Source organism: Streptomyces sp. NPDC048389, assembly GCF_040706335.1.
Lineage (GTDB): Bacteria > Actinomycetota > Actinomycetes > Streptomycetales > Streptomycetaceae > Streptomyces.
Window position 1 is genome coordinate 19982 of record NZ_JBEZKP010000048.1, and the last position, 15046, is coordinate 35027.

Consider the following 15046-nt stretch of genomic DNA (forward strand, 5'->3'; position numbering starts at 1 on the left):
TCGGGTGGTCGACGTCAAGCCGGCGGACCGCCTCCTGAACCCGGAGATCGCGGAGACCCTGGCGTGGCCGGGTGAACTGGTGAAGCGGCACGGTTGGGAGTACGAGCTGTGGTCCGGTGCGGATCGGGCGCTGCTGGAGAACGTACGGTTCCTGGCCGCCTACCTGCGACCGGGCATCGTGCCCGCGGCCGAGGTGGAGTCCGGCCTATTGTTGCCCTGCCCTGCCCTGCCCTGCCCTGCCCTGCCCTGCCCGGCATGCCGAGCCTGTCGGCCGCTGAGCAAGCCCTCGGCACCCAGGGACTGCGACACGAACTTCTCAGGACCGAGCGCATGCTCACTGCGCACCGAAGCTCGGATTTGCGCATTCGCTGCGCATCAGGCGCCGACACTGCGCATCGAGCCGCGGATCCTGCAGCGCTGTAGGGTCCACGAGATCATTGACACTGGCTCCTGCGGAAACGCCGGAATCCGGGCTTCGCTAGCAGTGACTGCGTCCGTTCGTTATGAGCAATCCGGGCCCGGCCGTCAGCGAAGGAAGTTACTCTCCGTGGTGTTATCCGGCAGCCAACCATGATCGGGTCCCCTGTCCAGACTCGGCAGGGGCGATGGGGCCGGACGCGATACTGAAGGGCCCTGCTGCGGCGTAGACGCTGTCCCATACGTTCGTGGGGAAGGTCTGTTCAGGGGGCCATGCGAGTGTGTCGCGTGGTGGCCATAGAGCGATCAAGCCACTGTCGTCGTCGGTAGGCGCGAGGGTGTGGCCATCGGGCAGGTCGAGATTGACCATCTGGAAGCCGAGGCGGAACAAGCGCATGTGGGCGATATAGCCCTCAGGGCTCTCGCGTCCAATCCGATCGCCCGTGCGGTCCGTCCGCCAAGCACCCCGCGAAGACCGTCACCGACCACCTGCGCGTCTTGGCCAGCCACACCCGGGCGGTGGCGGTGCTGATTGCCCGGAAGCCCGGCGCAGGGGGCGACAGGTAGATTGTGCCCCGGCGGCAGGCGCTATCCGCCGGCGCACCTCGTATGGCGGGCCCACGAAATGCCGCGTCGATAACACTGTCCAGATGCCCTGAGCGGGCCAGTGCAGAGGTATTGATCAACCAGATCATGAGTCATTACGCTTTGTGAGTGGATGATGACGAGGGGGACCGCTTCTCCGATGCGATTCGGCTTCTGCTGCTCATCGCGGCGGTGTGCGATCCGTTGAACGAAGCCGAGCAGCAGGCCGCGCCGAAGGATGCGGTGGCTGTGCTGCGCGCTGAGGGCCGGCTGCAGAAGCTGGACTTCTGGCTGCGCAACCCGGATTACCTGGCCGATGAGCTTCTCAACGACTACGAGCGCGAGCATGAGTCCATCAACCTGGAGCTGGCTGGCGACATCCTGGATTCGGACGAGCCGGAGATCTGCGCCATCCCGATGCTGCGCTACCTGTTCGGGGCGTTCGAGTACATCGACCTGGCGATGAGCATCCTGGCCGTCCCGCGGCTGGTGGTGGTCGTGCCGCGGCGTACGGTCAAGCGGGTGCTTCAGGACAACTACTACCTCACGGCCAAGGGCCGCGAGCTCGCTGAACGGGCAACGGAGCAGTTCCCGGTTCTGGCTTGGTACACCGAACGCGCCCGCCTCGTTCGGGCGCTGGCCGAGGCCACCGGGCACTCCGCCCTGGCGCTGCGCACACGGCAGTACCTGCAGCGCGACTACGCCCAGACCCCGTTGAACGAGGTCATCCCGTCGATCGCCGACCGGGCCCGCGCGCGCCTGGCCCGGCTGCGCGCCGAAGCAGAGCAAGGGGACGCCGCGTGACCACAGAGGCTTTGCCAGTCCCGTCCGATGCTGAGCTGTATGAGCAGATCGCCGCCCGCGTGCCGTCCGCTGACGTGGAGAGGGCCCGCGCCACGCTGTCTGCCCACGGCATCCAGCTGACCAGCCCGCTGCCCGCGCGACGGCAACTGGTAGTGCACCGGCTGTACTGCGAGGGCACCAAGACCGGCACGACCGACAACGATGGCGCCTTCACCTTTGACATGCCACTGGGGCCGGGCCCGTGGGCGATCGCCAGCACCCTGAACAACGTCGGCAAGTCGAGCCTTCTGTGGGCGCTGAGCTACGCCCTGCGCGGGGACGGCTTCGACGCCTTCAAACGACCGGAAACAGTGAGCTGGTTCTCCTACGTCCGGGCAGACATCGAGGTCGCCGGCGTCGCCGCCTCCATCCGCCTGACCTTCGACAAGCCCGACCGCCCGAGCTGCCGGCTCCTGAGCGCCGACACCCTCGAGCACCTCGCAGCCCTCGAAGGCTCCCAGGAGACCGGCCCCGGCGTGCGCGTGGCGGCCACCGCGGAACCAGAAGGCGTCAAGGAGCTCATCGACCGTTTCATGCTCGACCGCCTGGGGCTGCGACCTTTGCCCCTGTGGGCGGCCGAGGCCGGCGCTCCGAAGGGCGCCGACGGCAACCGCGACAGCGCGGAACAGGTGCACGGCTGGGCCAGCTACTTCTACGCCATCGCGCTGAACTCGGGAAACTCCAGCGTCCTGCTGGGCCCAACGTCCTACAACCAGCTCCCCGTGAAGCTGATGCAGCTCTTCCTCGACGTCCCCTACGCATCCGAGCTCACCCAGATCAACACCGCCCGCAAGAAGGACACCCAGGAGACCAACCGAGTTCAGCGCCGGGCACGCGAAGATGCCCACGTTCGCGAGCAGCAGACGGAGCCGCTGCGCCAGGCGCTCAGGGTCGCCGAGGAGAAGGTGGCGACCCTGGAAGTGAACCAGCCCGACCTGACGGGCCTGCTCGCCGACGTCGACGCCGCCGCACGTCGGCTCGCCCAGGACCAGGCAGCCCTTCAGGAGGCGGAAGAAGGCCACGCCCTCGCGCACAAGGCGCGCTTGAAGGACGAGAGAGCCGTCCGCCGAGCCCAGCAGAGCAACGCCGCTCGACTCCTTCTGGGAGCCCTCGACCCGGAGTCCTGCCCGCGCTGCGACCACGAGATCGACGATGCCCGGCGCACCGCAGAAGAGACCGACCACCGGTGCTCGATCTGCGCAAGCCCTCTGCCGGAGGTCCAGGACGACCCGGGCGCGCGGGCCGCACTGCTCAGCAGACTGGAGGACCGGGTGAACGCCTCCCGTACGGCCGAAGACGCAGCCCGGCAGGCTGTCCAGACGACCACCGCCGCCTGCGTCAACAGCCGTACCGCGTACGACCTGGCGAACGCCCGGCTTACCGGGGCACGCTCCGGCAGCTGGTACACCCGTCTCGAATCCGCCCGGCAGGACGTCTACCAGCTACGCGGTGCGCTGGCTGTCGCCACCGGCAATGGAATGGGACTGCCGGAGGTGGTCGGTGACTACGTCACCGCAACGACAAGTCCGTCGGACACCGAGGATGACTCCGACGACGGCGATGCCATCTTGGAGGCGGCCGCCGGGGTGTTGTCGAAGGTGGTCGCCGACCACAGTAACGCGTTGTTCGCCGACCTGAACCGCGAGATCGTCACCATTGCCCAGGACCTCGGTGTGGCCAACCTGACCAGCGTCGAACTCAACCTGGCGGGGCACCTCAACGCCCGCAAGACCGGTGCCAAGCACCCCTTCAAGTCGTTCAGCCCCACCGACCGCCTGCGCATGCGCATCGCGGCCATCGTCGGCATGATCAAAGTCGGCCGCAAACGGGGAATCATGTCCCACCCCGGCCTGCTGCTCATCGACGCGCCCACAGCCGAAGAGCTCTCCCACGACAACGCGCGCCAGTGCATCAAGACCCTCTACGACACTGCGGCCAACGACCACGGCATCCAGATGGTGATCACCTCGATCGACGACGCAGTTTGGGAGTTCTTCCCCAAGGACCGTACCGTCACTGGTCCTGACCAGCGTCAGCTTTTCTAGGCCAGGCCACCAGGGGTATCCAGCAACGCGAGGGAGGCGGAAGGCATCGTGCACGTCATCGACGAACGCCTGGCTCAGTGGGCCGCAAGCGCCTCCCGGCCCCAACTACGCGCCGGCCCGACGGTGGACGACCTCGGAGGCCTGGACGTGGTCCTCGCCGCCGCAGACCACCTCGGGAAGGGCACCTTCCTCCACCACCTCATCCAGGCGACCGCACACCACCTCGACGCCTTCGGTACCGAAGCGTGCAAGCCGCTGTACGACGCCGTCCTGAGCGGCCTTCGGAGTAACACCAACCACGCTGCCTTCGCCAGCGCCACCGATGCCCTCGCTGGCCGCCCCGCCCTGGCACGTGAACTCGGCACTCCACTGAATCGAACGCTCCTCGCTCGCCTCCAACAAGCCCAGGATGCTGACGACGACCTCGCTGCGGCCCTCATCGGGGTGGAAGCCGCAGACTGTCTCGTCCAACTCACCCTGGCCGGCATCATCAAAAGCGCTGCGCGTCTCCTCGGGGCCATGGACGAAGCAACCGAGGACCCCGCCGCACTTCCTGAGGCCATGGCCACCCGCCTGCCCCGCCTCCTCGGTGTCCTCGACGCCCACCATCCCAGCGCCGGCCTCCGCGACGCCCTCGAACGCTGCCTGATGCTCGATCACACCTGCCGAGACGCGGCATTCGAACTCGCCCTCGGTGACCTGCGCCAGGCTCTGGAACAAGACCAGTACGCGCCCATGGCCAAGCAACTCCGCAAAACCCAGGACCGGCTGGCCGAACTGATCACTCTTGACCCCGACCGTCTGGACGCCCAGCTCTACCACGCCGCCATCGAGGCCGTCCTCGGCCTGTCCGCTCCCGACGCTCCCACACGCGTCCACACGGCCGCTGCCACTCTCCGCGACGCCCTCCACCGCTACCGGGACTATCGCTATCGCGCCCGCACACCGGCCTGGGCACGGCCGCGCCAGAACGATGTGATCGCCTGGTCGGAACTAACCGTCGTGCTGGATGGCGCTGCCGCACACCTCGCTCCCGATGACCCCTGGTACGAGGGCGGCCACGGCATCCTGGCGGCCCTGCTTCGCGCGTACACCGCGCACAACACGGTCACCGTACTCAAGGACACCCCCGCGGCCGCGGCCGCGGAGACCCTGGTGGCGCCTGTCGTGGAAGACGCCTTCCTCCAGCACGAGCACCGGCAGCGCTTCCTCGAGCACGCCTTGGCCCATGACGAGGAACTCCGCGACGATCCTGGGGCCCAGCAACTCCACGCTGCCCTCCTCCACCGCACCAAGACCAGCAAGACCTCCCCCGGTCAGCAGGCGACTGATCAGGGAAAAGCGCGCCGCTGGCAGCGGCTGGCACACCAACTCAAGGACGACTTCGCTGCGTTCGTTGACCAGACACCGGAGCACGTCCTCGACCGCCTGGAACTCGGCCTGCGCACCCACGAAGACGTCCTCGCTCCCATCGCCGACCCCAAGTACGGCCGCCTCAAGGCGCGACTTCTCAGGCAGCTGGAAAGCTCCAGCGACTGGATTACCGGCATCGCAGACGAGTTCACCGCTCTCCTTGAAACCACAATCCGCTATGCCTACCTCTGCTACGACGTCGGCCGAAAGATGGGCGGCTCGTACACCGAGCACCTCCGCAAACGTGACAAAGATGGCAAGAAGCAGAAAGTGGATGAAGCCCTATTCCATCAGCACTACCGGGAAGTGCTGCAGTTCTCAGCGCTCTTCAGTGTCGTTAATTCAGAAGTCATCGACAAGGCAGGCGGAAGAACCGACATCCTTGTCTCATTCGGCGCCGTGCAATTCAACGTCGAATGCAAGATTGAAGAAGACGACGCCAGTGAAACCGCACTACGTCAATACGTCGCCCAAGCGGCCGAATATCAGAACACCAATGCTGGCTTCGCCATCCTGCTCGCTCTCGACAAAACCGTCGACGCCGAAGGCGCCGTCAACATCTTCTCCAGTATCTGGATCGAACCCGTTCAGCGTCCCGGCGAATCTGAACCATGCCTCGTCGTAATTATCCGCATTCCAGGAGGACGCGAAAACCCCAACCTGCTGCGCCCTGCCCCCGCCTCGTAGCGGCGACTGCGGCCTGGGCGACGACTATCTGGGTAAGTCCGTTGACCTACCGGCAACAGACCTCCATCTACTTATCAGGGTCTCTGCCGGTCACGGACCGTACGGGGTGTCAGCCCAGCCTGCGATAGTGCGGCTGTGGATGACGAGACCTTCTGGAACATGATCGACCGCTGCAGAGAGCAGACCCAGCACCCGGATGAGCGGCTGTCTTGGCTGCGTGGTCACCTGTCAGGACAGCCCGAGGCGGAGATCGTGCAGTTCCAGGTATGCCTGGATCGCGCCCTGGTGCCAACGTTCACCTGGGATCTGTGGGCAGCAGCGGACCGGATCCTGGGCTGGTGCTCCGACGACAGCTTCTTCTACTTCCGGCTCTGGCTGGTCGGGCTAGGCCGCGACACGTTCGAGCGAGTGGCCCGGGATCCCGACGCGCTCGCCAACGCACCAGCGATTCAACGGCTCGCCGGCCGATCTCCAAGAGCCTGGTCGGACGAGGAGTGGCCCGAGTGGGAGGAGCTGGACTATGTCGCGGGGCGCGCGTTCGAGGACACGACGGACAAGGCGGTCGACGACTTCCACAAGGCCATGGATTCACTCCACATTGAGGACCTTGAGCCGAGAGAGCCAGTTGGCGAACGGTGGGACGCGAACCGCGACGACGAGACCGCACGTCGTTTGCCACGACTCAGTGCGCTGTTCCCCGCCACTGAAGTGCCGTGACGGGGTCGCATGGTCCGAGTTTTCAGTCAGTCGCCGTACTCTCGCAGTAGCGCGATCATGTGGCGGATCTTATGCACGGCGTCTTCCGGAATGGGATCCGGATTGAAGTGCATCAGATCGTTACGGATCTCGCGCAGCTCGTCAATCCGCTTCACGAATACCTTCCTGTCGAGGGGCCATCCGAGAGCCTCCCATGCTTCCTTGTTCTGGAGGATGCGCTGGTAGTCCCCGATGGACAGGTCGTCGAAGGAACTTATGTCGCGGTCTCCATCTGGCGAACACAGATTTGCGACATACTCAACACTGAAGGCATCGGAGAGGATCCTCCGAAGTCTTTGATCGAGCTCTCCGATGAGGAAGAACGGCGTAGCCATGGTTCCGTATGCCGCAGCAACGTCATTGGCCGTGACAATACCAGCGATGGCGTTCGTTTGATCCCTGACCAGCACAAAGTCAAAGTCTGCGAGCAGGGGGAGGACATCGATCAGATGCTGGTCGTATGTAACGTCGCGCGCTTTGATGATGGCTTTTGAGAAGGGTGCGCTTGGGTCTGCATGCCTCGCGCGAGCGATCGACTCCCATGTAACAGCGCCTCGGAGGTTGCGGGTTCCAGCCAGAACAGCGAGCTGCGAATAGCCATTGACAGCCATCTCCGTAATGGCTTCCTCGAAGGTCGCCGACGGGGAGACCGCCACGACCCCCGAAAGCGCCGAAGGCAAGTTGCCTACCGTCAGGCCGAGAACGTGGGTGTCCTCACTTTCAGAGGCAGCAGTGGAGCTCACCGTCACGGTGCCCTTCTCGGATTCCTGCTCACTGTCTGCGTCCGTCGGAGCGATCACCAGATTGACCTGAACGTCGAGGTTCACCGCCTCGAAGTCGGGCACCGTCGACAGGCTGTGATTGTCCAGCTCGGCGACTACCTGTTGGCTGATCAGGTAGCCTCGCCGCTCAGCACCCCACCAACCGAGGAGGTCTCGAACCGTGAGGGTGAGGGGATTCCCCTGCTCTGCTTCCTCCCTTGCCTTCTTCAGCTTCTCGTGGCGAGCGGTGGAGGGTTGCACAGCAACCTCATTCGATGCCTGCGCGGCAACCGAGTCGAGAAGCTGCTGACGAAGCGCATCCAAGGTCGTGCCATCGTCCAGTGCCCAGGCATGCCAACCGTCGAAGGAGCCGCTGCCCACTGCTGCTATCGCTGCGCTGGAGGGGGATTTGAATTGCTGTCCGTCGACCAACTCAATCGTGGAGTCGTCTGTTACGCGTGCAGCATGTGTTTCACCGATGCGTGGTCGCTCAAAGGTGAGCTGCGCTCCCACCTCAAGAAGTTCGGCCTTCACGAGGTCCGCGATGCTGACGCGCCGCCCCTCGAGCAGGTACGAGGCTCTCGCCTGGGTTTCGCTCGAATCAGCATCGTTTGCCAGATCTGTCATCGCGCTTGTCCCCTCTGCCCCAGCACAACGTATGCCCCGGTCATCGTAGAGCGTCAGCGGAACCGTCGAGGGCGGAACGTTGGCAGCCCGACTGCTGAGATCCTCGTGGAGCTTGCGATCGAGGTGTACGGACGGGTCGGGTGCCGTCCGCGGCGTGGAGGATCTCGCGGGCTTCGCGCAGGAACTCCCGTCCGCGTTCGGTGGGCGCGAGGGGCTTGGCGGAACGGTCGATGATCTGGAACCCGACTGTCTTTTCGATCAGGATCACTCGCTGGCGGAGGGCGCGGTCGCTTCCCGTGGAGTTCCTCTGGGCTGCGGCGGCGAAGCTGGGGTGGCCGGGGACCGAACTGATGGCCCGTAGCCGGTCGATGGCCTGCGGGGTCGTGACCACTCTTCGCATGCCCTCCGACAGGGGACGGCGAAGGTCCAGGTGCCCGACAGCGCTGTAGCAGTGGCCTCCGGAGGAGCGAATCGGGATGCCCCAGGTTCTGGCCAGCTTGGTGAGGTGGTAGTGGGTGACGCCGCGTTCGCGGGCGAGGTTGGCGATGTCGCGTTGGCGTTCGATGTACTCGTCGTGGAGCCATTCACGGGTGATGTCGGGGCGGTCTGGGAGTCGTCGTGGCCGGGGGCGGAGTGGGATCCCCTCTTGCCGGAGGAGTCGGCGAACGGTGTCGGGGCTGCAGGACGCCAGGTTGGCGATGTGCGTGAGTTCCAGTTTCTGGTTCACGTAGAGGTCACGGAGGCACTTCGGGGCAAGAATGCCTTCGCGGATCTTGGCCTTTCGCGCGGTGCGTGTGCTGAGGTGCTTGCCGATCACGTCGCTGGGGGTGGCTGCGCCGGTCTTCGTGAGATCGCAGTAGAGGCGGACGTGTTCTGCGGCCAGGCCGAGAGCGTCAGCCGCCTCATGGACGGTGCCGGCTGTTGCCAGCAGATCACGGAACTCGTCCGTGACGATGTCCGTGGGGGAGAGGCCGGGCCATCGGACGCCGGTCACCCATGTCTCGGGTGGTTCCCAGGTAACGGGTTCGATGATCTTGCGGTGGGCGAGGTTCTCTTCGGCCTGCTGGCGGAGGAACGAGCGGAGGGCGCGGGGCGCATGGAACCGGAACTCCGAGCAGTGCCATGCGAATCGGTAGGACGCTCCTTCAGGCGGGGGATGAACCTCGCCGGTCAGCAGCATCAGCAGATACGCACGCATCAGGAGGACGCTCCTTCAGGCGGGGGATGAACCTCGCCGGTCAGCAGCATCAGCAGATACGCACGCATCAGGAGGACGCGATGCTGCTGACCGGGGTTCCAGCCCTGCTGGACGCACAACCGTGCATAGGCGTCGAGATCGAGGGTGACCGTGGTGCTGGTGAAGGCGGCTCGCCGTCTGGCGTAGTCGATGGGAGAGCCGTGCTCGTCCAAGGCGCGGGCGAGCTGGGCCAGCGTGGATGCCAGCGGGGTCAGATCATGATCGAGATAGAGGCGCCGTTCGATGCTGTCGCGATCGGTGTTGATCTCCTGGTTGCCCAGGAGCGGGCCGACACGTTCGAAGTTCAGCTGGGGCGGCCCGCCAGGAAGCAGGAGGAAGCTGCTGCAGCCGCGGCGGAACGTGCCAGCGCGGGGGTCTTTGTTGTTCGTGGGGCGCGGGAGCAGGCGCATCGTCCATCCGGGCCAGAGCATGGCAGGGATCATTGCCGCCCGGCGGGTGATGGCGGAGGCGGGGAGGTCCGGCCAGCGTGGTCGGGGGCTGGCGCTGGCGTAACGAAGCCGGGCGTGCAAGGTGGCCTGGGGGTCGAGCTTGGCCAGCACGCGGCCGACCAGCTCGGGACCGCTCCAAGTCCATCGGTCGGCCATCGCGCCGATGTTGTTCTTCGAGGTCTTCAGCAGTGACCGGTCGGTTTCGAGGATCCACTCGAAGAGTGCCTCGTGGTCGGCATGGCCGGGGTGAAGGGCGATGCGGGCCAGAGCGGTGCCGACGGCGGCATTGTGGGCGTCGTGCCCGACGTCCTCCCTGGTCAGCTGTGGTAGACCTCCGCCGCACTCGGTCACCACGGTGTGTACGACCTCCGGTGCCCGGTCCGCGGTGGTGTGCAGACCACGCAGAATGCGCCAGGCCAGAGCATAGAGCTGCTTGACCTCGGCCAGCGCGGCCGGCCTTGCGGCCGGTTCGCCGTTCAGCAGGGTGATGATGTGTCGCTGGGCGGCCAGCACGAGTCCTGGGGCGGGCAGAGGGGTGGCCCGGGCCTGCGTGAGGTCGGCTCCGCAGGCTGCCCGTAGGCCGAGACTGCTGTGAGCTCGCGTGCAGGTGCCCGTTGCGCGGGGACCGAGCCGTCTTGCTTTCCAAGGGTGCGGGGGCTGGTGGCAGTCGGGACAGAAGTCCAGCAGCAGTGTGTGGTGGGTGGGACAGGCGAAGGCCCATGGGAGGCGCCAGAAAACCGGCCCGCGGCCGGCGTTATGGCCCAGGCACCCAGGGCAGTAGCGGGCTCGGCTTCCGCTGAACCTCCACGCTGGTGGTCTGGACAGTTTGCGCCGACTGGGCAGGATCGCCACTGCCAGCCCGTCGTAGGGTTCGAGCGTCATGCTGGTGAGTGCCTGCCGTTCGACGCCGGTGGCCCGCTCCAAGGCGGTCGTTTCGTCAGCGGTGAGCCGTAGCGCGAGGTGTGACGTGCGGGCGCCGGGCAGCCCGACGGCTTCAAGAAAGACACTGTTGGTGACGCGCAGTCGGCGCGCGTAGGCGCCGATCCAGCTTTCCAGGGCCTCGCCCGGGAGAGGTGCCAGCGCGATGGGGATGCGGTCATCGGTCCAAACAGTCACGCCGACTTCCTGCGACGTTGTGGAGACGGCGTCGGTCGGCTGGTCAGCAGGCCGGCGGCGATCTCGGCTTCGAGTTCCTTGCGGGCCGCTTCAGCGGCGGCGTCGTTCTTGACCTGGTCCATCAAGTCCGTGTCGAGGCGCTCATGACCGGAGCGGATCGCGCGCAGGCAGCCGCGGTTGATCAGCGCCATGAGGGAGGCGAAGTGTCCGGTGGAGCGTGCGAAGAGGTAGTCGGACAGGTCCCTGGCGAGCATTCCGGGGTACTTCTCCGCCAGGACGAGTGTCTGCTCGATCGTCTTGAGCAGGGTCTGCCAGTCCTGGCGGCCTTCGTCGTCCTCAATATGGAACGGCGGCAGCGTCAAAGGGGTGGTGCGGCGACCGAACTGGGCGAGCTCGGTCTGCCTGTCGGAGAAGCCCTCGCGCAGGACACCACGCTGCTGGACGCCGACACCGACGTAGATCAGGGTGACGGGGAAGACATTCGCCAGGTACTTCAACTGGTTCGCCATGCGCACCGAGTTGGAGTTCGACCCGGCGAGGAAATGGATGTCGTCGATGATGATCGCGGCCGTCTTCATGGACAACACGGCATCCACAGCCCGCTCGGCCAGGGTGTCGGCGTTTCCGGAGGTCGGCAGGCCGTAGAAACGGCAGATCGCCGCGTTCAGCCCGCGGATCTGTGTGTTCCCGCTCAACGCGATGTAGATGACCGGGACGCGGCGGTTGCCGCTCGGCGTCGTCTCTCCGCGCAGGGCAACTTGCTTGCGGAACAGCTTGCGGCCGTAGTCCCGCACTGCTGTGCTCTTGCCGAGCCCGGGATAGGCATCCACCAGGGCCGCGGGCTTCGTCTTATCTCCGTCGTGCCGGTTCGACTCGACGATCTCGGCCAGGGAGTCGTGCAGAGCGAGGAGCTGGGGCGTATCGATCGGGCCGATGTTGGCGTGCCAGACGTCCCGGTTGTCGTTGTGCACCAGCAGATTCCGTGGCGAGAGATCGGCGAGCTGGGCGCGGGTGAGCTGCGGAGGCTGGACGCGGTCTGGGCCGTTGACCTCCTGCAGCCAGCCCGGAAGCCGGGTGGGGGTGTACTGGCGGTCATCGCCCTCGAACGGCTCGATGCCGTCCGCCGTACTCAACGGCTGTTCCAGACGTCGGCGTAGTAGTCGTCCTCTTCGGGCGGGGCGACGCTGTCGTCGCCAGGGAAGGCAGCGTCGCACTCCTCATCCTCGTCGTCGTCCCCGCCCAGGTCATCCTCCTGGGACCCGACGACATGCAGGCTAGGCCCGTCGGCCTCTTCTGGGCCGGACGCTGTTGAGCTGAGGTCGGCGATGCGCCGGACCGACGGCAGAGCGGCAACCTCAGCCTTCGCGTTCTGCGGTTCGTCGTCCTCGCCCACCAGCCGCAGCCGTTCCTGGGACAACCGCACTGCCATCCGGCGCTCCGTGCGGTCCGCGGCAAGTCCGGCACCCCACCGCTCAAGAAGTTCAATCAGTGCGCGTTTGGTGTCCGGGAATCGGTGGGTCTTCTTGGCGAGGCGGCGGGCGTAGACCAGTGCCTCCCTGCTGAAGGGGCCGTTCAGCACGGGCGCATGCTCCCAATCGAGCACGTGCCACTTCCGCACCTTGGGATCCTGGAAGTACACCTTCCGCATATCACCGCGGTCCACCGCGATCGGCCATTTGCCCGCATTCACCCCGCGATAAGGGCTGGGCTGGTTGCGGTAGTCGTTCAGCGCATCCCCGTTGTAGCGCAGCCCCTCGATCTCGACCCCGTAGTGGTGGATCGGGACGCGTTCCTCCTCGAGGAACTCCAGGGCCAGGTTTGGGCGGGCCGGGATCCGCAGCGGGCCCGCACGGGTGACACCGTGCTCGAACATGTCCAGGGGGCTCAGCTTCAGCCCCGGCACCTCCGGCACGGACAGACCACGGTGGGGCCGCCGGTGATAGATCAGAGTGATCCACTCGCGGATGATCGCTTCGAGTTCGTCGATGAAGAAGAACGCCTCATTCTCGACCTTCTCGCCGCGGCTGTGCACGTCCGAGCCCTTGTAGCCGGGCAGCGCGGCCAACACTCCCTGGTTGAGGGTGAGGAACCAGCGCTCGATCGGCTTGTCGGTCGGCGTCTTCGGTCGGGCCGGCTGCAGCGAGATGTCCAGCTTCGCGCAGACACTCTGGATGTGGTTCGAGAGGTAGACCTTGCCGTGGTCGTAGATGATCGTCTCAGCCGCGACCGTCGGCAGCAGCGGCTGCCCGTCCCGGTCGACCAGCTTGTCCGAGTCGACCACCACGGTGGACGGCACCCCGCAATACGGCAGCGGCTCACGCCCGCCTTCCGGAACGTCTCGCGGCCTTACCGTCTCGAACAGCACCCCCGCCACGTCCGTCGACTTCGTCGACACCGGAGTCAGCCGCAGCCCGGTGATGCACCGGCTGTAGAGATCCATCGCGACCGTGAGCTCGCACTGCACCCACCGGCAGGTCACCGGCTCCATCGCGAAAACGTCCAGGCAGTTCGTGTCCAGAACCACGTACTCGCCCGGGCGCGTCGCCCGCAGCCGGCCATAGGTCCCTGCAGGGGCGTTGGCGATAGACCGCTTGCCCTTCGTGCTGCCCTCGAAGGCGTTCGTGCCCTTGGACAGCGCCCGCAGCAGCCCGTAGCCCGTTGTGCGTGCCGGAATGGGGACCGTTCCCTTCCCGTACTCCTTCCGCAGACGCTCCTCGATCTCCATGAGGACCAGATTCCGCACCGGCCGGGATCTCTTCTCATGACCCTTCAGCACCGCGCGGGCCATATCCAGCCACCGCGAGTCGGCCCGGTCCAGCACACTCGCCTTCGGACGCTCTTGCACCAGCCCTGCCGGGCCCGAGCGCTTCACCTGCCGTACCCAGTTCCGGATCGTGCTCTCGGCGACCCCGAGCTCCACCGCCTTGGCCGCGTACCGATGCATCAGCGGGGTTGTAGGCGCGTAGTCCGGCCTGGGCTCCCCCGGCAGAGCCAGTACCTCGTCACCGAACTGGTATCCGGTCATGACCTCCTGAACATGCCGGAACCTCCGGGTCAAGGCGTCATCACCGTCGTCGTCGAGGCTGCCCAGAACGGCCGCTGCCGACGGCTCGTCCTGCGGCACCGGGACCAGGATCTCGGTGCTGGGATGGGCCAGCAGCACGGAGATGTCGACCTGCCGCCACTTCCGCGTACCGAACACCCCTGTCGCCGGCTCAAGAAGAATCCGGCGGCCCTCGATCTCCGCGACAGTGAACTGCTCTCCGTCGAAACTGAGCGGAAGCCCCGGCCGCAGAGGCGTCGTCCAGGCGCTCATGCGCACCTCCGCAGTACTGACTCACCCGACAACGGACGTGTCAGATCCGTCGTCAGCCGCCCGGACCACAACAAGGCCATCAGCGCCGGCCTTGCCTCCTCGGGCGGCCGATCACCCGCCAGCCGGCGCTCGGCCAAAGCCAGCTTCTCACCGTCCTCCACCCGCTCCCACGCCTGCTCCACCTCGGCCTCCGGCACCACACCGGGCCGCCGGTAGGCGGCCAGGAACCGCACGTTCTCCAGTAGCGCCCGATCCGCCCCGGACCAGATCTCGTACTCCCAGCCGTGCTGCCGAATCAGCTCACCCGGCCAGGCCAGGGCTTCCACGATCTTCGGGTCCTGCAGTCGGTCCACCGGTTTGACGTTGACCACTCGCACCGTCGCCGAGCGCATGACCAGCAAAAAGTCCGGAACGTGGTGTCGCACGCGGTCGCCGATCCGAGCCGCCAACCGGCACGGCTGGGCGAAGATCCCCTGCACTGCGGGATCAAAGTCCGCCAGCAACAGCCGGGCTAGCTCCAGGCGACTCTCATAGACCACATGCCCGCCCGTCGTCGCGGATGCGTACTTGCCCGAGTAGTGGGCCATCCCGTGCACCGACCGGGCATCACGCCACGGCCTCGACTCCGCGAAGTCGGCCAACCGCAACTGTTGTACCGGGACTTCGCGTACCGATGCGTCCTCGTACCGGATCGACGCCGTAGGAACCTTGCGCGTACCACGGGCGCCGCCCGAGCTCCGTACCGCCATGCTGGAGACGGTACGAAGCACAGGCGGCCCACGGACGGAGAAGAC

10 protein-coding genes are annotated in these 15046 nt (G+C 66.1%); 4 read left to right on the top strand and 6 right to left on the bottom strand.

The window, feature by feature from the left end; all coding sequences use genetic code 11:
• The first annotated feature begins 1131 nt into the window (after window positions 1-1131).
• From AB0903_RS26460 to AB0903_RS26475, 4 genes are all read left to right on the top strand, one after another.
• Complete coding sequence (locus AB0903_RS26460) at window positions 1132-1806, top strand: hypothetical protein (RefSeq protein ID WP_366706898.1); 675 nt, start codon at window positions 1132-1134, stop codon at window positions 1804-1806.
• Complete coding sequence (locus AB0903_RS26465) at window positions 1803-3890, top strand: hypothetical protein (RefSeq protein WP_366706900.1); 2088 nt, start codon at window positions 1803-1805, stop codon at window positions 3888-3890. Before AB0903_RS26460 ends, AB0903_RS26465 begins: the two co-directional genes overlap by 4 nt.
• A 48-nt stretch (window positions 3891-3938) precedes the next feature.
• Window positions 3939-5990 (top strand): hypothetical protein, encoded by a 2052-nt coding sequence (locus AB0903_RS26470; protein ID WP_366706902.1) that lies wholly within the window; start codon window positions 3939-3941, stop codon window positions 5988-5990.
• A gap of 135 nt (window positions 5991-6125) precedes the next feature.
• Entirely contained in the window at window positions 6126-6707 is a 582-nt protein-coding gene (locus AB0903_RS26475; RefSeq protein WP_366706904.1) for a DUF4240 domain-containing protein, read from the top strand.
• Between the two features lie 26 nt (window positions 6708-6733).
• Here AB0903_RS26475 and AB0903_RS26480 read toward each other — a convergent pair whose 3' ends face one another.
• Genes AB0903_RS26480 through AB0903_RS26505 form a run of 6 tightly spaced genes read right to left on the bottom strand, consistent with a single transcriptional unit; the run spans window position 6734 to window position 15001 of the window.
• A complete protein-coding gene (locus AB0903_RS26480; RefSeq protein WP_366706906.1) occupies window positions 6734-8134 on the bottom strand; it encodes a CBS domain-containing protein in 1401 nt (466 codons plus the stop codon).
• A gap of 40 nt (window positions 8135-8174) precedes the next feature.
• Window positions 8175-9332 carry a hypothetical protein gene (locus AB0903_RS26485; protein ID WP_366706908.1) on the bottom strand — a complete coding sequence of 386 codons (1158 nt, stop codon included), beginning with the start codon at window positions 9330-9332 and terminating at the stop codon, window positions 8175-8177.
• On the bottom strand, window positions 9332-10936 hold the full coding sequence (locus AB0903_RS26490) for a TniQ family protein (RefSeq protein ID WP_366706910.1): 1605 nt from the start codon (window positions 10934-10936) through the stop codon (window positions 9332-9334). The genes AB0903_RS26485 and AB0903_RS26490 overlap by 1 nt, the downstream gene beginning before the upstream one ends.
• Window positions 10933-12069, bottom strand: a complete 1137-nt coding sequence (locus tag AB0903_RS26495; protein ID WP_366706912.1) for an AAA family ATPase — start codon at window positions 12067-12069, stop codon at window positions 10933-10935. The genes AB0903_RS26490 and AB0903_RS26495 overlap by 4 nt, the downstream gene beginning before the upstream one ends.
• The gene (locus AB0903_RS26500; protein ID WP_366706914.1) at window positions 12066-14252 is read right to left on the bottom strand and encodes an integrase; all 2187 of its coding nucleotides are present in this window, start codon (window positions 14250-14252) and stop codon (window positions 12066-12068) included. Before AB0903_RS26500 ends, AB0903_RS26495 begins: the two co-directional genes overlap by 4 nt.
• Window positions 14249-15001 (bottom strand): TnsA-like heteromeric transposase endonuclease subunit, encoded by a 753-nt coding sequence (locus AB0903_RS26505; RefSeq protein ID WP_366706916.1) that lies wholly within the window; start codon window positions 14999-15001, stop codon window positions 14249-14251. The genes AB0903_RS26500 and AB0903_RS26505 overlap by 4 nt, the downstream gene beginning before the upstream one ends.
• Window positions 15002-15046 lie beyond the last annotated feature (45 nt).

Coding starts and splice junctions, on each gene's coding strand:
- AB0903_RS26505 (WP_366706916.1), bottom strand. CDS start 15,001: ATGGCGGTACGGAGCTCGGGCGGCGCCCGTGGTACGCGCAAGGTTCCT.
- AB0903_RS26480 (WP_366706906.1), bottom strand. CDS start 8,134: ATGACAGATCTGGCAAACGATGCTGATTCGAGCGAAACCCAGGCGAGA.
- AB0903_RS26485 (WP_366706908.1), bottom strand. CDS start 9,332: ATGCGTGCGTATCTGCTGATGCTGCTGACCGGCGAGGTTCATCCCCCG.
- AB0903_RS26500 (WP_366706914.1), bottom strand. CDS start 14,252: ATGAGCGCCTGGACGACGCCTCTGCGGCCGGGGCTTCCGCTCAGTTTC.